The sequence below is a fragment of the Pseudorhodoferax sp. genome, assembly GCF_047601025.1.
Classification (GTDB): domain Bacteria; phylum Pseudomonadota; class Gammaproteobacteria; order Burkholderiales; family Burkholderiaceae_C; genus Pseudorhodoferax.
This window is the reverse complement of sequence record NZ_JASGJZ010000001.1, coordinates 111,623-136,781: the sequence shown is the minus strand read 5'-3', so window position 1 is coordinate 136,781 and position 25,159 is coordinate 111,623. Positions and strand designations below refer to the sequence as shown.

Genomic DNA, 25,159 nt, shown 5'->3' with positions numbered 1-25,159 from the left:
GCCCGGATGGGCTGTGCCCGGATGGGCTGTGCCCGGATGGGCTGTGCCCGGATGGGCTGTGCCCGGATGGGCTGTGCCCGCAGGGGGGTGGCCGGCGGCCGCGGCGGGTGCGTCGGCGGCGGGAGAGGAGGGCGTGTTCACGCGGCGGGATTGTAGGGAGCGGCCGCCGCGCCCAGCCGGGCGGCCAGCTGCTGCAGCGCGGCCTCGGCCGTGTCGGCCAGCCCGGCCGAGCGGCTGAGCATCAGGTTCAGCCGCTGGCCCAGGCCCTCGACCATCAGGCCGCTGGCGGTCTCGCGCAGCACGCCGGCGCCGTCGTGCGCGCAGGGCAGCGCCGCGGCCACGCGCTCGGCGTAGCTGCCGGGCCGCACGCCGTAGGCCACGACCGGCTTGCCGAGCGCGACGGCGTAGCCGACCTCGAACACGGTGCCGGAGTCCGGCTCCAGCCCGCGGAAGTCCATCAGGTTCGCGGCCAGGCCGTCGGCGGACCGGATCAGCGCGATGTTGGCGGCGTAGATGCGTTGGGCCAGCGCGTCGCCGTCGGGCGCCGGGCCGGCGTGCGGGCCGCCGTCGGCCGGGGCCAGCCCTTCGAGGCCCAGGCGGGCGCAGCAGGCCTTCAGCCGAGCGAAGACCTCGGCGGCGTCGGGCCGGAACACGTCCGGGCCGGCCAGGTAGATGCGGGGAAGCGGCATCGCGGCATTGTCGCCGCGCGCTTCAGCGGTACGGCCAGGCGGCGGCCCAGTGCGCCAGCCGCTCGGCCGGCCCGCCGGCCGCCGCCGGCAGGCCCAATGCTGCGGCTGCGGCCTGCAGCGCTTCGGCGGGCGCGCGCAGGTCCAGTGCGGCGGCGCCGTTCTGCTTGGACAGCTTCTCGCCGTCCGCGCCCAGCACCAGCGGCGTGTGCAGGTAGCGCGGCGTCGGCAGGCCGAGCGCGCGCTGCAGCAGGATCTGGCGCGGCGTGTTGTCGGCCAGGTCCTCGCCGCGCACGACGTCGGTGATGCCCTGCGCGGCGTCGTCCACGACCACGGCGAGCTGGTAGGCCCACAGGCCGTCGGCGCGGCGCAGCACGAAGTCGCCGACCGCGGCGGCCACGTCCTGCTGCTGCGGGCCGAGCCGGCGGTCGTGCCAGGCCAGCGGCGGCCCGGCCGGCACGCGCAGGCGCCAGGCGCGCGCCGGCCGGCCGCGCAGTCCGCCGCGGCAGGTGCCGGGGTAGACCAGTTCGCCGTGGCGCTGCGGTTCTTGCCCGCGCGCCTGCAGCGCGGCCAGGATCTCGCTGCGCGAGCAGGCGCAGGGATAGGCCAGGCCGGCGGCGGCGAGCCGGTCCAGCGCCGACTGGTACGGCGCGCCGCGCTGCGACTGGCGCACCGGCGGCGCGTCGGGCACGAGGCTGCAGGCGGTGAGTTGCTGCAGGATCAGCGCGTCCATGCCGCCGGGGCAGCGCGGCGCGTCCACGTCCTCGATGCGCACCAGCCAGCGGCCGCTGTGCGCGCGGGCGTCCAGCCAACTGGCCAGCGCGGCGACCAGCGAGCCGGCGTGCAGCGGGCCGGTCGGCGAGGGCGCGAAGCGGCCGACGTAGCCCGGCGCCGTCATGCCATCGCGAGTGCCAGCTCCAGCCCGGACAGGAAGGCGTCCTCCACGCGCTGGCCCAGGCACCAGTCGCCGGCCAGGCCGATGCGCAGCGCCGCGTCGCGGACGTGGCTGTCGCCCAGCGGCGCCAGCGTCTGCGCCTGGTGCCACAGGTGGGCCGCGGCGAAGGCCGGCTCGGCGCGGATGCCGGTGACTTCTTCGAAGGCGCGGCGCAGCTTGGCCTGCACGCGCGGCGCATCGTCCTGCAGGTGCTCGGCCGACCAGGCGGTGGAGGCCTGGACGGTCCAGCGCTCGATCGGGCCGCGCCCGGGCTTGGAGCTCTCGCGCGCCAGCCAGGCGATGCGGTGGTGCGTGCTGCGCGCGGCGTTCCACTGCGGGCCCAGGTGCGGCAGGCCGGCCTGCTGCGCCTGCGGAAAGGCCAGCAGCAGCGTCCAGCAGGGGCCGGCCTGCACCGCCTGCAGCCGCTGCTGCAGCGCCGGCGCCAGGCTGCTGGCGCGCAGCAGCTGCAGCGCCTGCGCGGCGGGCACCGCCAGCACCACGTCGTCGAAGCCGCCGAACACGCGCTGCGCGTCGGGCGCGCCGGCCATGCCCTCGGTGGACAGCTGCCACTGCCGGGCCTGCAGCCGGTCGGGGGCGATGGCCGTCACCTGGGTGCCGAACTCGATGGCCTGCGCGGCCTGCAGCGGGGCGGCCCAGTGCTGCGGCAGCGCCTGCATGCCCGGCACCGGCACCCAGTGCGGCTCGCCGGTCGACAGCGCGGCGGCGGCCACGCGGCCATGCGGGTCCAGCACGTGCACGGTGTTGGCGCTCCAGCGCTTGCACAGGCGCGGCGCGGCCTGCTCCAGCGCCCGCTGGAAGCGCGGGTCGCGCACGGTGAAGTACTGGGCGCCGTGGTCGAAGCCGCCGAACGCGCTGTCGGCCGTGGCCATGCGCCCGCCGGCCAGCGCGTTGCGCTCGAACAGCCGCACGCGGTGGCCGGCCTGGACCAGCGTGCGCGCGCAGGCGATGCCCGCCATGCCGGCGCCGACGATGGCGATGTGCCGGGGCGCGGCGCGTGTCGAGGAGGCCGTTCCGGTGCGCTGGGGCTTCTTGGTCATGCGCCGACTCTACACGCCGTGGGGCGCGTTCAGCAGCGCCGCGCGCGTGGCCGGGCTCTGCAGCTGCTGCAGCCACCACTGCAGCGCGCGGCCCAGGCCCAGGCCGCCGGAGGGTGCATGCCAGGCGTAGCCGACCTCGACCACGCGCTCGGGCCGCTGCACGCGCCGCGCCACCAGCTGGCCCGCCTGCAGGTATGGCCGCGCCAGGTTCTCGGGCAGGAAGCCGCAGCCCAGGCCGCGCAGCTGGGCCTGTAGCTTGGCGTGCATGGTGGGCACGGTCAGCACGTCCTGCCCGCCCAGCAGGCCCAGCGTGAGGTTGGCGCGCCGCGCCGTGTCGGCCACGGCCACGGCGCGGTGCTGCTGGATCAGCGCGTCGGCCAGCGGCTCCGGCGCCCCGGCCAGCGGATGGCGCGGCGCCATCGCGTAGACGAAGCGCAGGCGGCCCAGCGGCTGGATCTGCAGGTCGCGCGCGGTGCCGCCCTGCACGGCCACGCCGATGGCCAGGTCGGCCTCGCCGGTCAGCAGCGCCTCCAGCGTGCCCGACAGCACCTCCTCGCGCAGCTTGAGGCGCGTCGGCGGCGCGATCGCGTAGAAGGCCTCGCACAGGTCCAGCATCGTGCTGCGCGAGATCACGCTGTCCACCGCCAGCGTCAGCTGCGGCTCCCAGCCGGTGGCCACGCGGCGCACCCGGTTGGCCACGGCGTCGATCTCGTGCAGCAGGCGGCGGCCCTCGCGCATCAGCTCGGCGCCGGCCTCGGTCAGCCGGGCCTGGCGCGCGCTGCGGTCGAACAGCAGCACGTCCAGCGCGTCCTCGATCTGGCGCACGCGGTAGGTCAGCGCGCTGGGCACCAGGCCGAGCGTGCGCGCCGCGGCGGCGAAGCTGCCGGTATCGGCGATCGCGGCCAGCATGGCCAGCGCGTCGGGCGTCAGCACGTCACGGGGGCTGGGGGTGGCGGGGGGCATGCGGATTCAGCGCGTTTGAACGATGGCGGCAACAGGCGTGCATTGTCTTTGCATGGCGGCGGCCTAAAGTGCTGGCATCGAAAGGAGTCCCCCATGCTGACCCTGCGCAAGTCTGCCGACCGCGGCTACGCCGACCACGGCTGGCTCACGTCCTTCCACAGCTTCTCGTTCGCCGGCTACCACGATCCCGCGCACATGGGCTGGGGCAACCTGCGCGTCATCAACGAGGACCGCATCGCCCCCGGCACCGGCTTCGGCTCGCACGGCCACCGCGACATGGAGATCATCAGCTACGTGCTGTCCGGCGAGCTGGCGCACCAGGACACGCTGGGCAACGTCAAGGCCATTCCGCCCGGCGACGTGCAGCGCATGAGCGCCGGCAGCGGCGTGCTGCACAGCGAGTTCAACCATGCGCCGGACCAGGCCACGCACCTGCTGCAGATCTGGATCGCGCCGGACCGGCGCGGCGTGCCGCCGAGCTACGAGCAAAAGCGCTTCGCGCCCGAGGACAAGCGCGGCCGGCTGCGGCTGGTCGCCTCGCGCGACGGCGCCGACGGCTCGGTGACCATGCATGCCGACGCGGCGCTGTACGCAGGCCTGTTCGACGGCGACGAGCAGGCCCGGCTGGCGCTGGACCCGGCGCGCAAGGCCTACGTGCACCTGGTGCGCGGCGCGCTGAGCGTCAACGGCCAGCGCCTGGCCGGCGGCGATGCCGCGCTGCTGGCCGGCGAACCGGAGATCCGGCTGGACGCGGGCCGGGACGCCGAAGTGCTGGTGTTCGATCTCGCGGCCTGACGTCCGCCGGGCGCACCGACTGCATACACTGGCCCGGTCCACGACCCAGGGAGCGCGCATGGCCATCGAGCTGTTGTTGAACGGGCACGAGAAGGATCTCGGCGGCGGCTTCGTCGTGCGCCGGCTGCTGCCCTCGGCGCCGCGCCAGGGCGTCGGCCCGTTCCTGTTCTTCGACCATTTCGGGCCGGCCGAGCAGCGGCCCGAGGACGACCACGACGTGCGGCCGCACCCGCACATCGGCCTGGCCACGGTGACCTACCTGTTCGAGGGCGCGATCGTCCACCGCGACAGCCTGGGCTACGGGCAGGAAATCCGCCCCGGCGCCGTCAACTGGATGACGGCCGGCCGCGGCATCGTCCATTCCGAGCGCCGGCCCGCGCGGCTGGCACGGCAGACCTACGTCAACCACGGCCTGCAGCTGTGGGCCGCGCTGCCGCTGGCGCACGAGCAGGATGCGCCGAGCTTCCAGCACACGCCGGCCGAGCAGATCCCGCAGTGCGACATCGACGGCGCGCCGGTGCGCGTGCTGGTCGGCCGGGCCTTCGGCTGCACCTCGCCGGTCGCGACCGTTTCCGAGACGCTGTACCTGGACATCGCGCTGTCTGCCGGCGCGGCCTTCGTGCTGCCGCCGCTGGCCGACGAGCAGGCGGTCTACGCGGTCGATGCCGACCTGGACATCGACGGCGAGCGCGTGGCCGCGCGGCAGATGGCGGTGCTGCCCTCCGGCCGCGCGGTCACCGTGCGCAGCGGCCGGCCGGCGCGGCTGGCCGTGATCGGCGGCGCGCCCCTGGGCCACCGCCACATGTGGTGGAACTTCGTGGCCAGCCGCAAGGAGCTGATCGTGCAGGCCGCCGCCGACTGGGAGGCCGGCCGCTTCGCGCCGGTGCCGGGCGAGACCGGGGCCCTGCCGCTGCCGGAGCGCCGCTTCGCCGGCTGAGAAGCCGGTGTGGACGCGTCCCTCGCGCCCACGCAGTTCCGATGCGTGTTCACCCGGTTCGCCATCGCCGTGCCCGGGGCCTCGCCCTTGGGTCGGGCCGAGGCATGCCGGGCCGCACGTGGGCGTTGCCGTCCTGGCCTTGGCACCAGCCAGGGCGGCGCCTGCCGTGCGCCTGGGGCCCGGTGCCCCCCGTCGTCGGCGCGATCGATCCATTCACCCTGGAAACGGCAGTTGGGTGATGTCGGGAACAAAGAAAACAGGTATTGGCAAGCGGTTGCGGCCGTTTTCGGCAACTGCGGAGCAGTTCCGAATGGGTCAGTCGCACAGTCGATCCATGCCAAGGAGCGGCAAGCACTTGCCTGCGTTCCGGCCAGTCAACTGCTGTTTTCAGGTTGATGGCTGCCGAGGGCGCCGCCGGTGCCGTGCCGGCACGGAGCGGCCGGGCACGGCCACCTGCCTGGGTGGGCGCAGGCAGGCGCCTCCTGGCCGTTCAGCCGCGGCGCGCGTTCAGGTCGCTGGCCAGCGCCTCGCGCTCGTCGAACACGAAGCAGTCGCCGTGGAAGTGCGCGCCGCCGGTTTCCTCGAAGTACTTGAGGATGCCGCCCTCGAGCTGGTAGACGTGCGCGAGGCCGGCGGCGCGCATCAGCAGCGCGGCCTTCTCGCAGCGGATGCCGCCGGTGCAGTAGCTGACGACGGTCTTGCCTTCCAGCTCGGCGCGGTGCGCGGCGAGCGCGGCCGGGAAGTCGCTGAACTTGCCGAGCCGCCAGTCGATCGCGCCGTCGAAGGCGCCGCAGTCCACCTCGAAGGCGTTGCGCGTGTCCAGCGTGACCACCGGGCGGCCGTCGTCGTCGCGGCCGGCGTCCAGCCAGCGGCGCACGGTGGCGGCCGGGACGGCCGGCGCACGGCCGCCGTCGTGGCTGAAGTCGGGCCGGATCTGCGGCTGGTCCATGCGGATGATCTCGCGCTTGACCTTGACCAGCATCCGTCGGAACGGCTGCGTGGCCGACCAGCTTTCCTTGGGCGCCAGGTCGGCCAGGCGCGGGTCGGCGCGCAGCGTGGCGACGAAGTCGCGCACGGCCGCCTCGGCGCCCGCGACGAACAGGTTGATGCCTTCGCCGGCCAGCAGCACGGTGCCTTTCAGGTCCAGGGCGGTGGCGCGCTCCAGCAGGCGCTCGCGCAGCGCGGGCGCGTCGGCCAGGGGCACGAACTTGTAGGCGGAGATGTTCAGGACGGCGTTCACGGCGCGATTATCCGTACCATGCGCGGCCATGAAGGCACTCTCGTTCCTGCCCTGGTACGACTGGCTGGCGCTGGTCTGGTTCTTCGGGCTGTGGCTGGGCTACGCGGCCTATTCGCGCGACAGCCAGCGCGCCACGCTGCTGCAGACCACCAACCGCTATCGGCGCTACTGGATGGTGCAGGCCACGGCGCGCAACCCGCGCATGCTGGACGGCATCATCACCCAGGGCCTGGCGAGCAGCCCCTCGTTCTTCGCGTCGACGACGATCCTGATCATCGGCGGCCTGCTGGCGCTGCTGGGCGCCACCGACAAGGTGGCCGACGTGATGGGCGAGATCCCGTTCGCGGTGCGCACCTCGGCCCAGGTGTTCGACCTGAAGGTGCTGCTGCTGACCGGCATCTTCATCTATGCCTTCTTCCGCTTCACCTGGTCGATGCGGCAGTACACCTTCGCCGCGCTGGTGATCGGCTCGATGCCGGACCCGGAGGACTTCGCCTCCGGCAAGTACGACCGCAAGCATTTCGCCGACCGCGCCGGCAAGATGCTGGGCATGGCGGCGGAGACCTTCAACGACGGGTTGCGCGCCTACTACATGTCGTTCGCCGCGACGGCCTGGGTGTTCTCGACCATGGCGTTCGCGCTGGCCGCGGCGGCGGTGATCTTCATCCTGTTCCGCCGCGAGTTCCACTCCGAGGTGCTGCACGTGCTGCGGGACTGAACGGCTCGCCGGCGTCGAGGTTCTCGCGCACCCGGCCCAACAGCGCCAGCAGCTGCGCCTGCTCCTCGCCGGACAGCCCGGCGACGGCCTCGGCCTGCAGCCGCCGTGCCTGTTCGTGCAGCGCGCGCTGCAGCGCCAGGCCGCGCTCGGTCGGCCGCAGGCGCAGGCTGCGGCGGTCCTGGGCGTCGGGCTCGCCGTCCAGCAGGCCGGCCTCGCGCAGTCCCTTGACCAGCCGCGCCAGCTGCGCCTTGTCGCGGCCGGTGTGCTGGATCAGGTCGCTCTGCGTCGCGCCGGGCCGGCGGGCGAAGAAGCCCAGCACCTTGCTTTCCATGTGCGTCAGCGCGCCGGGGCCCTGGCGCAGCGCCTGGAACAGGCGGGCACGGAAGCGGTGCATGACCTGGTGCACCAGCTCCAGAACCTCGTCGTCCGCAGGGTCTTGCCCCGGTCGATGGTTGACTTTATCAACTGCTTCACGCATGATGGATGACATTATCAACCAACTGGTGAATCCCATGTCCCATGAATCTTCCGCGGCGGCCGCCGGCCGGCAGGTGCAGCGCGTGCGCCACGAGATCCGGCGCCGCGCGCTCACGGTCCGGCGCGTGGAGGCGGTGAGCCCCGGCATGCGCCGCATCGTGTTCGGCGGCGAGGCGCTGGCCGACTTCGTCAGCGCCTCGTTCGACGACCACGTGAAGGTGTTCTTCCCGACGGCCGGCGAGCCGGTCGCACGCGACTACACGCCGCGCCGCTACGACACGCAGGCGTGCGAGCTGGTCATCGACTTCGCGCTGCACGGCGACGGCCCGGCCGCCGACTGGGCGCGCCAGGCCGCGCCCGGCCAGCCGCTGACCGTGGCCGGGCCGCGCGGTTCCTTCGTGGTGCCGGTGGACTACGACTGGCACGTGCTGGTGGGCGACGAGACCGCGCTGCCGGCCGTGGCGCGCCGGCTGGAGGAACTGCCGGCCGGCACGCGCGCCATCGTGCGGCTGCAGGTGGCGCCGGCCGACCGCCCGGCCTTGGCCTGCGCCGCCGCGCTGGACCTGCAGTGGGCCGACGACGACGCCGCGCTGCTGGACGCGGTGCGCGCCATCGCGCTGCCGGCCGGCGAGGGCTACTGCTGGTGCGGTGCCGAGGCCGGCGTGGCCGCGGCCGTGCGCCGCATCCTGGTCGAGGACAAGGGCCACGACCGCCGCGCGATCCGCGCCGCGGCCTACTGGAAGCGCGGCGCCGCCGCCCACCACGAGAACCTGGGCGACCCGGCCTGAGCAGGGGGCGCCGGCCAGGGGCGCATCCCTAGAATCGCCCGGATGTTCGTTCACCTGCGCCTCCACACCGAGTTTTCCGTCGTCGACGGCACCAACCGCATCGACGACCTGGTCGCGCTGGCCGCGGCCGACGGCCAGCCCGCGCTCGCCATCACCGACCTGAACAACCTGTTCGGCGCCATCAAGTTCTACAAGGGCGCGCGCGGCAAGGGCGTCAAGCCGGTGATCGGCGCCGAAGTGCAGATCGAGGGCCTGGGCCAGGACCCGGCCGCCACCTCGCGCATCGTGCTGCTGGTCCAGGACCGCCAGGGCTACCTGAACCTGTGCGAGCTGCTGGCGCGGGCCTGGACGCAGAACGTGGTCAAGGCCCAGGCCGTGGCCAGGCTGGCCTGGCTGCAGGAACTGAACGCCGGGCTGATCTGCCTGTCGGGCGCGCAGGCCGGCCCGGTCGGCCAGGCGCTGGTGCAGGGCGACGCCGCGCGCGCCGGCGCGCTGGCGCTGCAGCTGGCCGGCATCTTTCCGCACCGCTTCTACCTGGAACTGCAGCGCGCCGGCCGGCCCGACGACGAGTCGCACGTGGCCGCCGCCGTGGCGCTGGCCGGGCGCCTGAACCTGCCGGTCGTCGCCACGCACCCGGTGCAGTTCACCACCGCCAACGACTACGACGCGCACGAGGCCCGCGTCTGCATCGCCGAGGGCGAGATCCTGGCCAACCAGCGCCGCGTGCGGCGCTTCACGCGCGAGCAGTATTTCAAGAGCGGGGCGCAGATGCAGGCGCTGTTCGCCGACGTGCCCTCGGCCATCGCCAACACGGTCGAGATCGCCAGGCGCTGCAGCCTGACGCTGGTGCTGGGCAAGCCGCAGCTGCCGGACTTCCCGATCCCGCCGGTCGACGGCCGGCAGCTGTCCACCGAGGACTACTTCCGCCACGTCTCGCGCGAGGGCCTGGAGGAGCGGCTGGCCCACCTGTATCCCGATCCGGCCCGGCGCGACGCCGAGCGGCCGCGCTACCTGGAGCGGCTGGAGTTCGAGATCGAGACCATCCTGAAGATGGGCTTCCCGGGCTACTTCCTGATCGTGGGCGACTTCATCAACTGGGCCAAGCAGAACGGCTGCCCGGTCGGCCCGGGCCGCGGCTCGGGCGCCGGCTCGCTGGTGGCCTACGCGCTGAAGATCACCGACCTGGACCCGCTGCACTACAAGCTGCTGTTCGAGCGCTTCTTGAACCCGGAGCGGGTGTCCATGCCCGACTTCGACATCGACTTCTGCCAGAGCAACCGCGACCGCGTGATCGACTACGTGAAGCAGAAGTACGGCAAGGAGGCCGTGAGCCAGATCGCCACCTTCGGCACCATGGCCGCGCGCGCGGCGATCCGCGACGTCGGCCGCGTGCTGGACATGAGCTACACCTTCTGCGACGGCATCAGCAAGCTGATCCCGAACAAGCCGGGCATGTCGGTCACGCTGCAATACCCGCCCGAGCCGAAGAAGGACGGCGACAAGAACAACTACGCGATCGAGATGGAGCCGGTGCTGGCCCAGCGCATCCAGGACGAGGAGGACGTGCGCACCATCATCGAGTACGCGCAGAAGCTCGAGGGCATGACGCGCAACATCGGCATGCACGCCGGCGGCGTGCTGATCGCGCCCGGCAAGCTGACCGACTTCTGCCCGCTGTACCAGCAGCCCGGCAGCGACTCGGCCGTGAGCCAGTACGACAAGGACGACGTGGAGGCGATCGGCCTGGTGAAGTTCGACTTCCTGGGCCTGGCGACGCTGACCATCCTGGAGATCGCGCGCGAATTCATCGTCCGGCGCCACAAGGGCCGGGAGAACTTCGACTACGCCGACATCCCGCTGGACGACAGGGCGACCTACAAGCTGTTCCAGGAAGGCAAGACCGAGGCGGTGTTCCAGTTCGAATCGCGCGGCATGCAGGGCATGCTGCGCGACGCCAGGCCGACGCGGCTGGAAGACCTGATCGCGCTGAACGCGCTGTACCGGCCGGGCCCGATGGACCTGATCCCCAGCTTCGTCAACCGCAAGCACGGCCGCGAGGAGGTGGAGTACCCGCACCCGATGGTGGCCGAGATGCTGTCGGAGACCTACGGCATCATGGTCTACCAGGAGCAGGTCATGCAGACCGCGCAGATCCTGGGCGGCTACTCGCTGGGCGGCGCCGACATGCTGCGCCGCGCCATGGGCAAGAAGAAGGCCGAGGAGATGGCCGAGCACCGGGCGATCTTCCGCGCCGGCGCGGCCAAGAACGGCATCTCCCAGGACAAGGCCGACGAGGTGTTCGACCTGATGGAGAAGTTCGCCGGCTACGGCTTCAACAAGTCGCACGCCGCCGCCTACTCGCTGCTGGCCTACCATACCGGCTGGCTCAAGGTGCACTACACGGCCGAGTTCTTCTGCGCCAACATGACCGTGGAAATGGACGACACCGACAAGCTCAAGGTGTTGTACGAGGACGCGCTGAAGATGGGGCTCACGTTCGAGTTCCCGGACGTGAACCGCGGCGGGTACCGCTTCGAGCCGGTCACGGACACGGTCATCCGCTACGGCCTGGGCGCGATCAAAGGCACGGGCCAGCAGGCGATCGAGGCCATCGTCGCCGCGCGCAGCGAGGGCGGGGCGTTCACCAGCCTGTACGACTTCTGCCTGCGCGTGGACCGCACGCGCCTGAACAAGCGCACGCTGGAGGCGCTGATCAAGGCCGGCGCCTTCGACAGCCTGCAGCGCAACCGGGCGGCGCTGGTGGCGTCGATCGACCGCGCCTTCGAGTTCGCCAACGTCAGCGCGGCGAACGCCAACCAGGCCGGGCTGTTCGACATGCTGGATTCGCATGCCTCCAGCACCAAGGAGCCCGACCTGGTCGAGGCCCTGCCCTGGGGCGTGAAGGAGCAGCTGACGTACGAGAAGTCGGCCATCGGCTTCTATCTCTCGGGCCACCTGTTCGACGAGGTCGCGCGCGAGGTGCGCCAGTTCGTCAAGCGCGGGCTCGACGACTTGCTCGACACGCGCGAGCCGCAGCTGTTCGCCGGCATCGTGACCGACCTGCGCGTGATCAACGGCCAGCGCGGCAAGCTCGCGCTGTTCAAGCTGGACGACAAGGCCGGCACGATCGAGGCGCGCGCCGACGAGGCGCTGATCCTGCAGCACAAGGACGTGCTGAAGGACGACGAGATGATCGTGGTGATGGGCCGGCTGCAGCCGGACCGCTTCAGCGGCGGCATGCAGCTGACCGTGCAGCAAATCTGGGACCTGGCCGGCGCGCGCTGCCGCTTCGGCAAGTTCCTGCGCGTGCAGGTGGACCGCACCAACGGTGCCGGTGGCTGCAAGCCGCCGGCCATCGCGCAGCTGCTGCAGGACTTTCCGGCGAAGACCGAGATGTCCGAGCACGGCGAACTGGTGCGTGGCCTGCCGCTCCGGCTGTCGCTGCGGTTCGCCGACTTCCTGGCCGAGGACGCGGTGCGGCTGGAGGACAGCCGCTTCTTCCCGACCGATGCCGCGCTGGCCGGCTTCCGTGCCCAGGCGCACGAGGGCCGGGCCGCGGTCGTCTACGAATGAGGTGGCGGCAGGTTGTCATGCGTTTGACATGAAACCGTCATGATCCGGCGCGACACTGGCCGGACGCTTTGCACCCCGCATTCCGCAGCCACCTTCCCATGTCCCTCGTCCCGCCTGCCGCCGATGCCGCCGCGGCGGTTCCGCTGCTGGACCGCGACCACAGCATCCTGGCCTTCAACGAGCGGGTGTTCGATTGGGCGCGGCGCGACGACGTGCCGCTGCTGGAGCGGCTGCGCTACCTGTGCATCGTCTCCTCCAACCTGGACGAGTTCTTCGAGGTCCGCGCCGCGGCCCACCTGGATGCGGCCGGCCGGCGCGCCGGCGATGCGGCCTATGCGCCGGAGTCGTTCCGCGCGCTGTCGGATGCGGTGCACGGTCTGGTCGAGCGCCAGTACGCGCTGTTCAACGAGGTGCTGCAGCCGGCGCTGGAGCGCGAGGGCATCAAGATCGTCTCGCACGGCGAGCGCGACGCCGAGCAGCGCCGCTGGGTGCACCAGTACTTCGAGCGCGAGGTGCGCCCGCTGCTGGCGCCGACCGCGCTGGACCCGGCGCACCCGTTTCCGCTGGTCGCCAACAAGTCGCTGAACTTCATCGTGCAGCTGACCGGGCTGGACGCCTTCGGCCGCGAGAACGACATCGCCATCGTCAAGGTGCCGCGCGTGCTGCCGCGGCTGATCCGGCTGCCGGACAAGCGCCCGGGCCGGCGCACGCAGGTGGTGCTGCTGTCCAGCGTGATCCGCGCGCACCTCGCCGAGCTGTTCCCGGGCCGGCAGGTCGGGCAGTTCTCGCAGTTCCGCGTCACGCGCCACTCGGATCTCGCGATCGACGAGGAGGAAGTCGACGACCTGCGCACCGCGTTGCGCCAGGGCCTGGAGTACCGGCACTACGGCCAGGCCGCGCGGCTGGAGGTCTCGGCCAGCTGCGACCCGCGGCTGTCGGATTTCCTGCTGCAGCAGTTCAAGCTGTCCGCGCTGTCGCTGTACCGGGTGCACGGTCCGGTGAACCTGGGCCGGCTGGCGCAGCTGATCGACCTGGCCGATGCGCCGCGGCTGCTGTTCCCGGAGCACCAGCCGGCCTGGCCGCGCGGCTTTCCGGTCGAGGGCTCGATGTTCGAGCGCCTGCGCGAGGGCGACGTGCTGGTGCACCAGCCGTTCGAGAGCTTCGAGGCCGTGCCGGCGCTGCTGCGCGAGGCGGTGCACGATCCCGACGTGCTGGCCGTGCGCCAGACCATCTACCGCACCGGCAGCGACCCCGAGCTGATGGGCCTGCTGCGCGAGGCCGTGCGCCGCGGCAAGGAGGTCATGGTGGTCGTGGAACTGAAGGCCCGCTTCGACGAGGAGGCCAACATCAACTGGGCCGAGATGCTGGAAGGCATCGGCGCCCAGGTGGTCTATGGCGTCGTGGGCCTGAAGACCCACGCCAAGATGCTGCTGATCACCCGGCGGGAAGGGCGGCGCCTGCGGCGCTACGGCCATCTGTCCACCGGCAACTACAACCCGCGCACGGCGAGGCTGTATACAGACTTGAGCTATTTCACGGCCGACCCGGCGCTGACGGCGGACATGGAACAGGTCTTCGTGCACATCGCCGGCCAGAGCCGGCTGGCGCACATGGCGCGGCTGCTGGTCGCGCCGTTCCATTTGCAGAAGGCCATGCTCGAGCGCGTCGCGGCCATGGCCGCGGCGGCGGCGGCCGGCCGGCCGGCCCGGATCATCGTCAAGGCCAACGCGCTGACCGACGAGCAGTTGGTGCGCGCGCTGCTGCACGCCGGCCAGCAGGGCGTGCGCATCGACCTGGTCGTGCGTGGCGCCTGCGTGCTGCCGGCGCAGCTGCCGGGGGTGTCCGACAACATCCGCGTGCGCTCCGTGGTCGGCCGGTTCCTGGAGCACACGCGCGTGTTCTACTTCCGCGACGGCGAGGACGAGCAGCTGTACCTGTCCAGCGCCGACTGGATGAGCCGCAACATGCTGCGCCGGATCGAGGTCGCCTGGCCGGTCGACGATCCGGCCCTGCGCCAGCGCGTGATCGACGAATGCCTGGTGCCCTACCTGCACGACGGCTGCGACGCCTGGGCGCTGGGGCCGGACGGCCGCTACGTCCGGGCCGACGACTGCGCGGGGCCGGACGGCCAGCGCCACAGTGCGCAGCAGGCACTGGTGCTGCTGCATGCCAAGCCAAGGAGTGCGTGAGAGATGGACCTGATCCTGTGGCGCCATGCCGAGGCGCATGACGACAGCCCCGACGGCAGCGACCTGGGGCGCGAGCTGACCGCACGGGGCCTCAAGCAGGCCGGCCGCGTCGCGGCCTGGCTGGACCGCCAGCTGCCGGACGGCGCACGCATCCTGTGCAGCCCGGCCCGGCGCACGGTGCAGACGGCCGACGCGCTGGGCCGCAAGGCCAAGGTGCGGCCGGAGCTGGCACCCGGCGCCACGCCGCAGGACCTGCTGGAGGCCGTGCAATGGCCGTCCGGCAAGGGCGTCGTCGTCGTGGTAGGCCACCAGCCGACGCTGGGCCGGACGGTGGCCCAGCTGCTGCAGACCACGGTGCCGGAAGTGCCGGTGCGCAAGGGCGCGCTGTGGTGGCTGCGCAGCCGCGAACGCGACGGCCAGCGCCAGACCGTGGTGGTCGCCGTCCACGCGCCCGAAACCGTCTGACGGACCGCCTCCACCGCCCGGCAGGGCTGTGAACTGCGGCCACTGCGCGAGGGAATACCGATCGATAGAATGGCCGCATGGCCACCAAAACTCCCTCCAAACCTGTGCAGCCGAAGGTGCAGCCTTCGGCGCCGGACGACGGCGGATCGGTCGTGCTCGAGCGGCGTACCCAGCGGGTCAAGCCGCCGCAGATGTACCAGGTCGTGATGCTCAACGACGACTACACACCGATGGAGTTCGTCGTCGTGGTCATCCAGGAGTACTTCAGCAAGGACAAGGAGACGGCGACGCAGATCATGCTCAAGATCCACCTGGATGGCAAAGCAGTCTGTGGCGTGTATTCGAAAGACGTGGCGGCCACCAAGGTCGACCAGGTCCTGGAGGCGGCTCGTCAGGCGGGTCACCCGCTGCAATGCGTCAGCGAGCCTGTGGAATGACAGGTTGAAAGGCCGGCATCCACACCCAAGTAGAGCGCACGTTATCAGCACGGTGTCAAAGGAATCTTCATGATCGCCCAGGAATTGGAAGTCAGTCTGCACATGGCCTTCGTGGAGGCACGCCAGCAACGCCACGAGTTCATCACGGTCGAACACCTGCTGCTAGCCCTGCTGGACAACCCCAGCGCCGCCGAGGTGCTGCGGGCCTGCTCGGCCAACATCGACGACCTGCGCAAGTCGCTGACCAACTTCATCAAGGACAACACGCCCCAGGTCGCCGGCACGGACGACGTGGACACCCAGCCCACGCTGGGTTTCCAGCGCGTGATCCAGCGCGCCATCATGCACGTGCAGTCCACCGGCAGCGGCAAGAAGGAAGTGACCGGCGCCAACGTGCTGGTGGCGATCTTCGGCGAGAAGGATTCGCACGCCGTCTATTACCTGCACCAGCAGGGCGTCACGCGGCTGGACGTGGTGAACTTCATCGCCCACGGCATCAAGAAGAGCGACCCGCCGGAGCCGACCAAGTCCAGCGAGCCCCAGGCCGAGAGCGAGGAGGGCGCGGCCGAGAAGAACGAGAAGGCTTCGCCGCTGGAGCAGTTCACGCAGAACCTGAACCAGTTCGCCAAGGAGGGCAAGATCGACCCGCTGATCGGCCGCGAGTACGAGGTCGAGCGCGTGATCCAGATCCTGTGCCGCCGGCGCAAGAACAACCCGCTGCTGGTCGGCGAGGCCGGCGTCGGCAAGACCGCGATCGCCGAGGGCCTGGCCTGGCGCATCACGCAGAAGGACGTGCCCGAGATCCTGGCCGAGGCCCAGGTCTACTCGCTGGACATGGGCGCGCTGCTGGCCGGCACCAAGTACCGCGGTGATTTCGAGCAGCGCCTGAAGGGCGTGCTCAAGTCGCTGAAGGACAAGCCCAACGCCATCCTGTTCATCGACGAGATCCACACGCTGATCGGCGCCGGCGCGGCCTCGGGCGGCACGCTGGACGCTTCCAACCTGCTCAAGCCGGCGCTGAGCTCCGGTGCGCTCAAGTGCATCGGCGCGACCACCTTCACCGAGTACCGCGGCATCTTCGAGAAGGATGCGGCGCTGTCGCGGCGCTTCCAGAAGGTCGACGTGGTCGAGCCGACGGTGGAGCAGACGATCGAGATCCTGAAGGGTCTGAAGTCGCGCTTCGAGGAGCACCACAGCGTCAAGTACGCCACGGCCGCGCTGCAGGCCGCGGCCGAGCTGTCGGCCAAGTACATCAACGACCGGCACCTGCCCGACAAGGCGATCGACGTGATCGACGAGGCCGGCGCGGCCCAGCGCATCCTGACCGCCTCCAAGCGCAAGAAGACCATCGGCCGCAGCGAGGTCGAGGAAATCGTGGCCAAGATCGCGCGCATCCCGCCGGCGAACGTGTCCAACGACGACCGTAGCAAGCTGCAGACGCTGGAGCGTGACCTCAAGAGCGTGGTGTTTGGCCAGGACAAGGCGCTGGAAGTGCTGGCGTCCTCCGTCAAGATGGCGCGTTCGGGCCTGGGCAAGGGCGACAAGCCGATCGGCGCCTTCCTGTTCAGCGGCCCCACCGGCGTTGGCAAGACCGAAGCCGCCAAGCAACTGGCCTACATCCTGGGCATCGAGCTGATCCGCTTCGACATGTCGGAGTACATGGAGCGGCATGCCGTGAGCCGGCTGATCGGCGCGCCCCCGGGCTACGTGGGCTTCGACCAGGGTGGGCTGCTGACCGAGGCCGTCACGAAGAAGCCGCACGCGGTGCTGCTGCTCGACGAGATCGAGAAGGCGCACCCGGACATCTTCAACGTGCTGCTGCAGGTCATGGACCACGGCACGCTGACGGACAACAACGGGCGCAAGGCCGATTTCCGCAACGTCATCATCATCATGACGACGAATGCGGGCGCCGAGACCATGAACAAGGCGACCATCGGCTTCACGAACCCGCGCGAGGCGGGCGACGAGATGGCCGACATCAAGCGCCTGTTCACGCCCGAGTTCCGCAACCGGCTGGACGCCATCGTCAGCTTCAAGCCGCTGGACGAGGTCATCATCCTGCGCGTCGTGGACAAGTTCCTGCTGCAGCTGGAACAGCAGCTCGCCGAGAAGAAGGTCGAGGTCACCTTCACCGATGCGCTGCGCAAGTACCTGGCGCGCAAGGGCTTCGACCCGCTGATGGGCGCGCGGCCGATGCAGCGCCTGATCCAGGACACGATCCGCCGCGCGCTGGCCGACGAACTGCTGTTCGGCCGCCTGACCGACGGCGGGCGCCTGGTCGTCGACATCGCGCTGTCCAAGGACGAGAAGGGCGGCGAGGTCGGCGAGGTGCAGTTGGACATCACGCCGCTGCCCAAGAAGGAAGGCAAGCCCCGGCCCGAGGCCGAGGAGGCCACTGCCAGCTGATCTTGCATACAGCTTGATCTCTGCCTCGAAAGGCCGGCCCGAAGGGCCGGCCTTTCTGTTTCCGTCCACCGCCGGCGACAATCGCCGGCCGACTTTAAGTTATTCTCGCAAGTCGTTGATCTTGCGCAGAGTTTTCAGTGTGGATACACTCCAGAACCCGGCACGGTTTCTCAATAGGTGGATGCATGTTTTCTCGTCGATTCTTCAACCTGCACCGTCTTCTGCAAACCCTGCTGATCTTCGGCTGCCTGCTCGCGCTGGCGTGGCCGAACGCAGAAGCCGCACCGCGCAAGAAGAAGGTCGTCGCCGAGAAGCGGCAGGTCGCGGCGGCGCCCAAGGCTAAGGTCAAGGCCAGGATCCACGGCAAGGCCGTGGCCACTGCTGCGAGTGCCAGGCACCAGCCGATCAAGGTCAGCATCCGCGGTCGCAAGCGCGTGGAGCTGCCGCGTGCGGTGGCCATCGTTCCGGCGCGGCCCTCCTTCGGGCAACTGGCCGGCCTGCATGCGGCCGACGACCCGCTGGAACTGCAGTCCAGCGTGGCGCTGGTGGTGGACCAGGAGACCGACGAGGTGCTGCTGCGCAAGAACGAGAACGCGGTGCTGCCGATCGCCTCGCTGACCAAGCTGATGACCGGCGTCATCGTCAACGAGGCGCGGTTGCCGATGGACGAGCTGATCACGATCACGCAGGACGACGTGGACACCGAGAAGTGGAGCCGCTCGCGCCTGAGCGTCGGCACCACGCTGACGCGCGGCGAGCTGCTGCACCTGGCGCTGATGTCCAGCGAGAACCGCGCGGCGCATGCGCTGGGCCGGACCTTCCCGGGGGGCATGGCCACCTTCGTCAGCCGCATGAACGCCAAGGCCATGATGCTGGGCATGAAGGACACCCGCTACGTCGAGCCGACCGGCCTGTCGCCGAGCAACCAGTCCAGCGCGCATGATCTGGCGTTGCTGGTGGCCGCGGCCTACCGGGAGCCGACGATCCGCGAGCTGTCCACGTCGCCCAGCTACGAGGTGGACGTCGGCCACCGCACGCTGCAGTTCAGCACCACGAACCGCCTGGTGAAGAATCCCCATTGGGAAATCGGCCTGCAGAAGACCGGCTACATCTCCGAGGCCGGCCAATGCCTGGTCATGCAGGCGCACATCGCCGGCCGCAAGCTGATCATGGTGTTCCTCGACTCGGCCGGCAAGCTGAGCCGCATCGGCGATGCCGAGCGCGTACGCAAGTGGGTGGAGGCCCAGGCCGGCGCAGCCATCACGGCCGGCAGCGCCAGCGCGGTGAAGCTGGTGCCGGTGTCGACCCGGCACTGACCTGGTGGCCCTGCCGCGTCAGGCCGGCGCTTCGCTGCGCCCGTGGCAGCCCAGCGCGACCGAGATGTCGTCGGCCGTGCGCTGCAGCTTGGGCAGCCAGGATTCGTCCAGCCGGTCGGCCGGCGCGGAGATCGACAGGCCGGCCACCAGCCGCTCCTGGTCGTCGTAGATGCCGGCGGCGATGCAGCGCACGCCCAGCTCCAGCTCCTCGTTGTCGTGCGCGATGCCGGTCTGCCGGACCTTGGCGAGTTCGCGCTCGAGCTGCGGCAGCTGCGTCAGGCTGTTGCGGGTGTGGCCGGCCAGCCCGGTGCGCGCGGCATAGGCGCGTACGCGCTGCGGATCGTCCATCGCCAGGAACAGCTTGCCGACCGAGGTCAGGTGCAGCGGCGCGCGGCCGCCGATGGCGCGGACCACCTGCATGCCCGAACGCTCGGACAGCGCGCGCTCGATGTAGACGATTTCGTCGCCCTGGCGCAGGCTCAGGTTCACCGGCTGCTGGATCAGCCGGTGCAGTTCGCGCATCGGGCCCAGCGCCGCATCGCGCACGCTGAGCCGACCCTTGACCAGGTTGCCTAGCTCCAGCAGACGCATGCCCAGGCGGTAGGTGCCCGGCTCGGGCCGGTCGACGAAGCGGCCGATCGCCAGGTCGTTCAGGATGCGGTGCGTGGTCGAGGGGTGCAGCCCGGCCTTCTCGCTGATCTCCTTCAGCGACATCGGATCCTCGCGCGAGGCCAGCACGTCGATCAGCGCGAACATGCGCTCGATGACCTGCACGGTCGGGGTGCCGCCCGACGACGGATCGCTCCTCTTCATCGTCATGGCGTGGGCGCGTGGTCGCGCCACTGCCCGTCGACCAGCAGCTGGTGGGGGTGAAAGCGGGCTTTGTAGTTCATCTTGTCGCTCTGGGCGATCCAGTACCCCAGGTACACGTAGTCCAGACCGAGGCTGCGGGCCTGCTCGATCTGCCACAGCACGCTGTAGGTGCCGTAGCTGGCCCGGGGCTCGGGTTCGTAGAAGGTGTACACCGCCGACAGGCCGTCGTTCAGGATATCCAGGATCGACACCATCTTGAGCTGGCGTGGCCCGCCGTCCTTGCCGGGTGCGTGGAATTCCACCAGGCGCGAGTTGACGCGGCTCTGCAGCAGGAATTGGGTGTACTGGTCGATGCTGTCGTGGTCCATGCCGCCGCCGGCATGGCGGCCGTTCTGGTAGCGCAGGTAGAGCTGGTAGTGCTCGGGCACGAAGCACAGCTTCAGCACCCGGGCCCGCAGGTCCGCGTGGCGGTTCCAGGCGCGGCGCTGGCTGCGGTCGGGCTGGAACGGACGCGCCAGCACGCGCAGCGGCATGCAGGCCTGGCAGCCATCGCAATGGGGGCGGTAGGTGAACATGCCGCTGCGGCGGAATCCGGCCTGCACCAGTTCGGAATACGTGTCGCTGTGGATCAGATGGCCCGGCGTGGCGACCTGCGACCGGGCCTGGCGGTCCGGCAGATAGCTGCACGGATAGGGCGCGGTGGCGTAAAACTGCAGTGCCTGCAGCGGCAGATCGTTCAGATGGGTCACGCGGTCCGGGACACTGGGGTGAACAACGCGGACCAGTATACGGGGTCGAACTGCCAGGGCGGGGTGGGGGCGCGGACATCCTGGCGCAGCTGGGCGACGAAGTCGGCGCGGGCGATTTCTGCCGCGCCGAGGGAGGCCAGGTGCCGCGTGTTCTGCTGGCAGTCGATGCGCGTCGCGCCGTGCACGCGGCACCAGGCCACCAGCGCGGCCAGCGCGATCTTGGAGGCATCGGTGGCGCGGCTGAACATGGACTCGCCGAACACCGCCCGCCCCAGCACGATGCAGTACAGCCCGCCGACCAGCCGGCCGCGGCTCCATGTTTCCACGCTGTGGGCGATGCCGGCCGCGTGCAACCGCTCGTAGGCCTGCACCATGTCGTCGACGATCCAGGTGCCGCTCTGGCCGACGCGCGGACTGTCGGCGCAGGCCCGGATCACCTGGCCGAAGGCACTGTCGAAGCGCACCTCGCAGTCCGGCGCGGCGGTGAAGCGCTGCAGCGTCTTGCGCAGCGAGCGGTGCAGCCGGAAGTTCGCCACTTCCAGCACCATGCGCGGGTCCGGACTCCACCACAGGATGGGCTGGCCCTCGCTGAACCAGGGGTAGGCGCCGCAGCGGTAGGCCGCATGCAGGCTGTCCACGTCCAGGCTGCCGCCGGCCGCCAGCAGGCCGGGCGCCGGTTCGTCCAGGCCCCAGGCCTGCTCGACCGGCGGCAGCGGCTCGCCCGGCATCAGCCAGGGCAGCGCAGCCTGGCGCGGACGCGTCACCACACGCCCCGCCGGGCCCGGTCCAGCGGGCGCTTCAAGGGGCGGTGAACGGCCGACATGGCCGGATCATGCCCCAATGGACCGCGGGAATCGTCCGCTTCGTGTTTTATGTAACATCGTCCAGACAAATGCCTACCGTGATGTGAACTGCATGCAGCGCGACAAGGACGTCAGGTGGCGGCGGATTCCGTAGGCGATCTGCTGGCCCGCCTCGAGCAGCTCAATGCGATCGGCGCCGCCCTGTCGAAGGAGCGCGATACCGATGCGCTGCTGGAAGGCATCCTGGTCGCGGCCAAGGAGATCACGCGGGCCGACGGTGGCACGCTGTACCGGCTGACCGAGGACGGCAGCGCGCTGCGCTTCGAGATCATGCGGACGCATTCGCTGGGACTCTTCCTCGGCGGCACGACCGGCCGCCCGATCGACTTCGCCCCGCTGCCGCTGGTCAACGCCGACGGCAGCTTCAACGACGCCATGGTCGCCACGCACGCGGCGATCCACGCCCGTACCGTCAACATCGCCGACGCCTATGCGCACGCGGGCTTCGACTTCTCGGGCACGCGGGCCTTCGACGCGCGGACCGGCTACCGCTCGCAGTCGTTCCTGACGGTGCCGATGAAGAACCACGAGGGCGAGGTGCTCGGCGTGCTGCAGCTGATCAACGCCCAGGAGCCGGGCGGCAGCCGCGTCGTGACCTTCTCCGAATCCGACCAGCGACTGGCCGAGTCGCTGGCCTCGCAAGCGGCGATCGCGCTGTCGAACCGCTTGCTGATCATCCAGATGGAGGAACTGTTCGAGTCCTTCATCCGGCTGATCAACATGGCGATCGACGACAAGTCGCCCTACACCGGCAACCACTGCAACCGGGTGCCTGAGCTGACCATGATGCTGGCCGAGGCCGTGGATGCGACGGCCGAGGGCCCGCTGGCCAGCTTCAGGATGAGCGACCGGGACCGCTACGAGCTGAAGATCGCCGGGCCGCTGCACGACTGCGGCAAGATCTCCACGCCGGTCCACCTGGTCGACAAGGCCACCAAGCTGCAGACGCTGTTCGACCGCATCGCGCTGCTGGACACGCGCATCGAGGTGCTCAGGCGCGACGCCGAGATCGCCGCGCTCCGGCGCCATTTGGCCCTGCGACCCTGCACCGACGCGGCGGCCGACGCGCGCATCGCCGAGGACCTGGCGGCGCAGCAGCAGGCGCTGCTGGACGACCGCGCCTTCCTGCACAAGATCAACATCGGCGGCGAATCGCTGGACGACGCGGCGCTGGAGCGCCTGCGGGCGCTGTCCGATGCGCGCCGCTGGCGCGGGCCGCAGGGCGAGGACCTGCCGTTCCTGAGCGACGACGAGCTGGAGAACCTGTCGATCCGCCGCGGCACGCTGACGGCCCGCGAGCGCGGCGTCATCAACTACCACATCGTCGCCACCATCCGCATGCTGGAGCAGGTGCCCTGGCCCAAGCACCTGCGCAACGTGCCGGAGTTCGCCGGCGGCCACCACGAACGCATGGACGGGCGCGGCTACCCCCGGGGCCTGACGCGCCAGCAGATGTCGCTGCAGGCGCGCATGCTGGGCATCGCCGACATCTTCGAGGCGCTGACGGCGGCGGACCGGCCCTACAAGAAGGGCATGAAGGTGTCGCAGGCGCTGCAGATCATGGTGCGCATGAAGAAGACCGGCCACATCGACCCGGACCTGTTCGACGTGTTCATGCGCGAGGGCGTGTACCGGCGCTATGCCGAGCGCTTCCTCGACGCCGACCAGATGGACGTCGCGCCGCCGGCCGCGGCGCGCTGATCAGCCCAGCTTCTTGACCAGCACCTGGCTGCGCCGGTCCCAGTTGTACTTGCGCTTGCGCGCCTCGGGCAGCCACTCCGGGTCGACCGGCTGGAAGCCACGCTTGATGAACCAGTGCATGGTGCGCGTGGTCAGCACGAAGATGCTGCCGAAGCCGGCCTCGCGCGCACGGTGCTCGATGCGCTTCAGGATCTTCTCGCCGTCGCCCTGGCCCTGGCTCTGCGGCGAGACCGTCAGCGCCGCCATCTCGGCGGTCTTGGCCTCGGGGTAGGGGTACAGCGCCGCGCAGCCGAAGATCACGCCGTCGTGCTCGACCACGGTGTACAGGTGGATGTCGCGCTCGATCTCGGTGCGGCTGCGCTTGACCAGCGTGCCGTCCTTCTCGAACGGCTCGATCAGCTGCAGGATGCCGCCGACGTCGTCGCTGCTGGCCTCGCGCACGCTCTCCAGCTTCTCGTCGATGACCATCGTGCCGATGCCGTCGTGCACGTAGATCTCCAGCAGCAGCGCGCCGTCCAGCGCGAACGGCAGGATGTGGCTGCGCTCCACGCCGGCCTTGCAGGCCTTCACGCAGTGCTGCAGGTAGAAGCCCGTGTCGGTCGGCTGCTGCGGCGCCGGCAGGCTGGCCAGCAGTTGCTCGGCCGCGGCCAGCGGCAGCTCGGTGTCGATCGGGTTGTCCTCGGACTCGGGCGCGCCCGGCTGCATGCGGATGCCCGGCACCTCGGTCAGGAAGATCAGCTTGTCGGCCTGCAGCGCCGTGGCCACGCTGGTCGCCACCTCCTCCATCGCCAGGTTGAAGGCCTCGCCGGTGGGCGAGAAGCCGAACGGCGACAGCAGCACCAGCGCCCCCATGTCCAGCGTGCGCAGCAGGCCCGCCACGTCCACCTTGCGGATCAGGCCGGAGTGCTGGAAGTCCACGCCGTCCACGATGCCGATCGGCCGCGCGGTGATGAAGTTGCCGGAGATCACCCGCACCGTGGCGCCGGCCATCGGCGTGTTCGGCAGGCCCTGGCTGAAGGCGGCCTCGATCTCGTAGCGCAGCTGGCCGGCGGCTTCCTGCGCGCAGTCCAGCGCCACGCCGTCGGTGATGCGCATGCCGTGCGAATACCGCGCTGCATGGCCTTTGGCCCGCAGCTGCTCGTTGACCTGCGGGCGGAAACCGTGGACCAGCACGATGCGCACGCCCATGGCCTGGATCAGCGCCAGGTCCTGCGCGATCGAGTGCAGCTTGCCGGCCGCGATGGCCTCGCCAGCCATGCCGACCACGAAGGTCTTGCCGCGGTGCATGTGGATGTACGGCGCGACCGAGCGGAACCAAGGGACGAAGGTGAAGTTGAAGACGGCGGACATGATGGGCGCGGACTGTAGCTGGATCAGACCAGGAAGGGGTTGACGACCTCCAGCGACCCGAAGCGCCGGCCATGCGAGCCGTCCTCGCTGTACAGCCGCTGCGCGCCGGCGCGCAGCGCGGCTTCGAGGATGAGCGCGTCCCACCATGCGATGCGGTGATCGGTCGCCAGCGCGGTCGCCGCCAGGGCGCTCTGCGCCGTTGCCCCCACGATCTGGAACTGCGCCAGGTGCCGCAGCTGCTGGGCTGCCTCGCGCGCGCTGAGCGGCGGCCTGAGCTTGCGCGTGACCGTGTGGAAGAACTCGTGCAGCACCTGGGTGCTCAGCACCACGGTGTCGTCGCGCACCGCTCTTTCCAGGCAGTCCAGGGCCCGTTCACGCTTGCCGGCGTCGGTGGCGTCGTAGCCGTATACCAGCACATTGGTGTCGAAGAAGCAGATCATTCCTGGCGATAGGGCCGGTCGTACAAGGCTTCGCGGTCCCAGCCTCCTTCCAGCCGGCTGTTGCTGGCGCGCGCCGCTGCCAGGAAGGCCTCGCCCGCGGCCTGCTGCCGGCTCTGCGCCTGCGCATACTCGGTCAGGAACTCGCGCACCTTGGCACTGACCGAAGTGCCCTCCTGGATGGCACGGATGCGGGCTTGGCGGACGACGGCTTCGTCCAGCGCGATGGTCAGGTTGGTCATGGCGGGCCCTCCGAGGTGA

23 protein-coding genes are annotated in these 25,159 nt (G+C 70.5%); 11 read left to right on the top strand and 12 right to left on the bottom strand.

Features of this window, described 5'->3' with window-relative positions; translation table 11 throughout:
• Positions 1-137: 137 nt before the first annotated feature.
• Genes QM782_RS00655 through QM782_RS00640 form a run of 4 tightly spaced genes read right to left on the bottom strand, consistent with a single transcriptional unit; the run spans position 138 to position 3,641 of the window.
• Positions 138-689 (bottom strand): nucleoside 2-deoxyribosyltransferase, encoded by a 552-nt coding sequence (locus QM782_RS00655; protein WP_415201012.1) that lies wholly within the window; start codon positions 687-689, stop codon positions 138-140.
• A gap of 22 nt (positions 690-711) precedes the next feature.
• Positions 712-1,584 carry a tRNA glutamyl-Q(34) synthetase GluQRS gene (gene gluQRS, locus QM782_RS00650; protein ID WP_415201011.1) on the bottom strand — a complete coding sequence of 291 codons (873 nt, stop codon included), beginning with the start codon at positions 1,582-1,584 and terminating at the stop codon, positions 712-714.
• Positions 1,581-2,678, bottom strand: a complete 1,098-nt coding sequence (locus QM782_RS00645; RefSeq protein WP_415201010.1) for an NAD(P)/FAD-dependent oxidoreductase — start codon at positions 2,676-2,678, stop codon at positions 1,581-1,583. The genes gluQRS and QM782_RS00645 overlap by 4 nt, the downstream gene beginning before the upstream one ends.
• Positions 2,679-2,687: 9 nt before the next feature.
• Complete coding sequence (locus tag QM782_RS00640) at positions 2,688-3,641, bottom strand: LysR family transcriptional regulator (RefSeq protein WP_415201009.1); 954 nt, start codon at positions 3,639-3,641, stop codon at positions 2,688-2,690.
• Positions 3,642-3,734: 93 nt separating this feature from the next.
• Between QM782_RS00640 and QM782_RS00635 the strand changes: the two genes are divergently transcribed.
• Complete coding sequence (locus QM782_RS00635) at positions 3,735-4,436, top strand: pirin family protein (protein ID WP_415201008.1); 702 nt, start codon at positions 3,735-3,737, stop codon at positions 4,434-4,436.
• A 58-nt stretch (positions 4,437-4,494) separates the two neighbouring features.
• On the top strand, positions 4,495-5,373 hold the full coding sequence (locus tag QM782_RS00630) for a pirin family protein (protein ID WP_415201007.1): 879 nt from the start codon (positions 4,495-4,497) through the stop codon (positions 5,371-5,373).
• A 490-nt stretch (positions 5,374-5,863) separates the two neighbouring features.
• Here QM782_RS00630 and QM782_RS00625 read toward each other — a convergent pair whose 3' ends face one another.
• Complete coding sequence (locus QM782_RS00625; protein WP_415201006.1) at positions 5,864-6,613, bottom strand: sulfurtransferase; 750 nt, start codon at positions 6,611-6,613, stop codon at positions 5,864-5,866.
• 28 nt (positions 6,614-6,641) lie between these two features.
• Between QM782_RS00625 and QM782_RS00620 the strand changes: the two genes are divergently transcribed.
• Entirely contained in the window at positions 6,642-7,331 is a 690-nt protein-coding gene (locus QM782_RS00620) for a DUF599 domain-containing protein (RefSeq protein WP_415201005.1), read from the top strand.
• Here the strand turns inward: QM782_RS00620 and QM782_RS00615 are convergent.
• The gene (locus tag QM782_RS00615; RefSeq protein WP_415201004.1) at positions 7,276-7,809 is read right to left on the bottom strand and encodes a MarR family winged helix-turn-helix transcriptional regulator; all 534 of its coding nucleotides are present in this window, start codon (positions 7,807-7,809) and stop codon (positions 7,276-7,278) included. The two genes, QM782_RS00620 and QM782_RS00615, sit on opposite strands and share 56 nt — an antisense overlap.
• Positions 7,810-7,843: 34 nt before the next feature.
• Here QM782_RS00615 and QM782_RS00610 point away from each other — a divergent pair, with 34 nt between their 5' ends.
• The 7 genes from QM782_RS00610 to QM782_RS00580 all read left to right on the top strand — a co-directional run bounded on the left by QM782_RS00610 (position 7,844) and on the right by QM782_RS00580 (position 18,985).
• Entirely contained in the window at positions 7,844-8,596 is a 753-nt protein-coding gene (locus tag QM782_RS00610) for a siderophore-interacting protein (protein ID WP_415201003.1), read from the top strand.
• Between the two features lie 42 nt (positions 8,597-8,638).
• Positions 8,639-12,169, top strand: a complete 3,531-nt coding sequence (gene dnaE, locus QM782_RS00605; RefSeq protein WP_415201002.1) for a DNA polymerase III subunit alpha — start codon at positions 8,639-8,641, stop codon at positions 12,167-12,169.
• A gap of 98 nt (positions 12,170-12,267) precedes the next feature.
• Complete coding sequence (gene ppk1 / locus QM782_RS00600) at positions 12,268-14,358, top strand: polyphosphate kinase 1 (protein ID WP_415201001.1); 2,091 nt, start codon at positions 12,268-12,270, stop codon at positions 14,356-14,358.
• A gap of 3 nt (positions 14,359-14,361) precedes the next feature.
• Positions 14,362-14,823, top strand: a complete 462-nt coding sequence (locus QM782_RS00595; RefSeq protein ID WP_415201000.1) for a SixA phosphatase family protein — start codon at positions 14,362-14,364, stop codon at positions 14,821-14,823.
• Positions 14,824-14,900: 77 nt separating this feature from the next.
• Positions 14,901-15,260, top strand: a complete 360-nt coding sequence (gene clpS, locus QM782_RS00590) for an ATP-dependent Clp protease adapter ClpS (protein ID WP_415200999.1) — start codon at positions 14,901-14,903, stop codon at positions 15,258-15,260.
• A gap of 69 nt (positions 15,261-15,329) precedes the next feature.
• Complete coding sequence (gene clpA / locus QM782_RS00585; protein ID WP_415200998.1) at positions 15,330-17,669, top strand: ATP-dependent Clp protease ATP-binding subunit ClpA; 2,340 nt, start codon at positions 15,330-15,332, stop codon at positions 17,667-17,669.
• Between the two features lie 185 nt (positions 17,670-17,854).
• Positions 17,855-18,985, top strand: a complete 1,131-nt coding sequence (locus QM782_RS00580; RefSeq protein WP_415200997.1) for a serine hydrolase — start codon at positions 17,855-17,857, stop codon at positions 18,983-18,985.
• Positions 18,986-19,003: 18 nt separating this feature from the next.
• Here the strand turns inward: QM782_RS00580 and QM782_RS00575 are convergent, their stop codons facing one another.
• The 3 genes from QM782_RS00575 to aat are packed head-to-tail and all read right to left on the bottom strand — an operon-like array spanning position 19,004 to position 21,275.
• Entirely contained in the window at positions 19,004-19,798 is a 795-nt protein-coding gene (locus QM782_RS00575; protein WP_415205557.1) for an IclR family transcriptional regulator, read from the bottom strand.
• A 2-nt stretch (positions 19,799-19,800) separates the two neighbouring features.
• Positions 19,801-20,547: an arginyltransferase gene (locus QM782_RS00570; RefSeq protein WP_415200996.1), complete on the bottom strand. Its 747-nt coding sequence runs from the start codon at positions 20,545-20,547 to the stop codon at positions 19,801-19,803.
• On the bottom strand, positions 20,544-21,275 hold the full coding sequence (gene aat / locus QM782_RS00565) for a leucyl/phenylalanyl-tRNA--protein transferase (protein ID WP_415205556.1): 732 nt from the start codon (positions 21,273-21,275) through the stop codon (positions 20,544-20,546). Before aat ends, QM782_RS00570 begins: the two co-directional genes overlap by 4 nt.
• 210 nt (positions 21,276-21,485) lie before the next feature.
• On the opposite strand from aat, the gene QM782_RS00560 reads away from it, so the two are divergent.
• On the top strand, positions 21,486-23,111 hold the full coding sequence (locus QM782_RS00560) for an HD domain-containing phosphohydrolase (RefSeq protein ID WP_415200995.1): 1,626 nt from the start codon (positions 21,486-21,488) through the stop codon (positions 23,109-23,111).
• Here QM782_RS00560 and argA read toward each other — a convergent pair whose 3' ends face one another.
• Genes argA through QM782_RS00545 form a run of 3 tightly spaced genes read right to left on the bottom strand, consistent with a single transcriptional unit; the run spans position 23,112 to position 25,140 of the window.
• Positions 23,112-24,461: an amino-acid N-acetyltransferase gene (argA, locus tag QM782_RS00555; protein WP_415200994.1), complete on the bottom strand. Its 1,350-nt coding sequence runs from the start codon at positions 24,459-24,461 to the stop codon at positions 23,112-23,114.
• A 23-nt stretch (positions 24,462-24,484) separates the two neighbouring features.
• A complete protein-coding gene (locus tag QM782_RS00550; RefSeq protein ID WP_415200993.1) occupies positions 24,485-24,901 on the bottom strand; it encodes a PIN domain-containing protein in 417 nt (138 codons plus the stop codon).
• Positions 24,898-25,140, bottom strand: a complete 243-nt coding sequence (locus tag QM782_RS00545) for a hypothetical protein (protein WP_415200992.1) — start codon at positions 25,138-25,140, stop codon at positions 24,898-24,900. The genes QM782_RS00550 and QM782_RS00545 overlap by 4 nt, the downstream gene beginning before the upstream one ends.
• Positions 25,141-25,159: the final 19 nt, after the last annotated feature.

Bases quoted from the DNA above. Each gene is read 5' to 3' on its own strand.
- QM782_RS00655 (WP_415201012.1), bottom strand. From the start codon at position 689: ATGCCGCTTCCCCGCATCTACCTGGCCGGCCCGGACGTGTTCCGGCCC.
- gluQRS (WP_415201011.1), bottom strand. From the start codon at position 1,584: ATGACGGCGCCGGGCTACGTCGGCCGCTTCGCGCCCTCGCCGACCGGC.
- QM782_RS00645 (WP_415201010.1), bottom strand. From the start codon at position 2,678: ATGACCAAGAAGCCCCAGCGCACCGGAACGGCCTCCTCGACACGCGCC.
- QM782_RS00640 (WP_415201009.1), bottom strand. From the start codon at position 3,641: ATGCCCCCCGCCACCCCCAGCCCCCGTGACGTGCTGACGCCCGACGCG.
- QM782_RS00635 (WP_415201008.1), top strand. From the start codon at position 3,735: ATGCTGACCCTGCGCAAGTCTGCCGACCGCGGCTACGCCGACCACGGC.
- QM782_RS00630 (WP_415201007.1), top strand. From the start codon at position 4,495: ATGGCCATCGAGCTGTTGTTGAACGGGCACGAGAAGGATCTCGGCGGC.
- QM782_RS00620 (WP_415201005.1), top strand. From the start codon at position 6,642: ATGAAGGCACTCTCGTTCCTGCCCTGGTACGACTGGCTGGCGCTGGTC.
- QM782_RS00615 (WP_415201004.1), bottom strand. From the start codon at position 7,809: ATGCGTGAAGCAGTTGATAAAGTCAACCATCGACCGGGGCAAGACCCT.
- QM782_RS00610 (WP_415201003.1), top strand. From the start codon at position 7,844: ATGTCCCATGAATCTTCCGCGGCGGCCGCCGGCCGGCAGGTGCAGCGC.
- dnaE (WP_415201002.1), top strand. From the start codon at position 8,639: ATGTTCGTTCACCTGCGCCTCCACACCGAGTTTTCCGTCGTCGACGGC.
- ppk1 (WP_415201001.1), top strand. From the start codon at position 12,268: ATGTCCCTCGTCCCGCCTGCCGCCGATGCCGCCGCGGCGGTTCCGCTG.
- QM782_RS00595 (WP_415201000.1), top strand. From the start codon at position 14,362: ATGGACCTGATCCTGTGGCGCCATGCCGAGGCGCATGACGACAGCCCC.
- clpS (WP_415200999.1), top strand. From the start codon at position 14,901: ATGGCCACCAAAACTCCCTCCAAACCTGTGCAGCCGAAGGTGCAGCCT.
- clpA (WP_415200998.1), top strand. From the start codon at position 15,330: ATGATCGCCCAGGAATTGGAAGTCAGTCTGCACATGGCCTTCGTGGAG.
- QM782_RS00580 (WP_415200997.1), top strand. From the start codon at position 17,855: ATGTTTTCTCGTCGATTCTTCAACCTGCACCGTCTTCTGCAAACCCTG.
- QM782_RS00575 (WP_415205557.1), bottom strand. From the start codon at position 19,798: ATGAAGAGGAGCGATCCGTCGTCGGGCGGCACCCCGACCGTGCAGGTC.
- aat (WP_415205556.1), bottom strand. From the start codon at position 21,275: ATGCCGGGCGAGCCGCTGCCGCCGGTCGAGCAGGCCTGGGGCCTGGAC.
- argA (WP_415200994.1), bottom strand. From the start codon at position 24,461: ATGTCCGCCGTCTTCAACTTCACCTTCGTCCCTTGGTTCCGCTCGGTC.
- QM782_RS00550 (WP_415200993.1), bottom strand. From the start codon at position 24,901: ATGATCTGCTTCTTCGACACCAATGTGCTGGTATACGGCTACGACGCC.
- QM782_RS00545 (WP_415200992.1), bottom strand. From the start codon at position 25,140: ATGACCAACCTGACCATCGCGCTGGACGAAGCCGTCGTCCGCCAAGCC.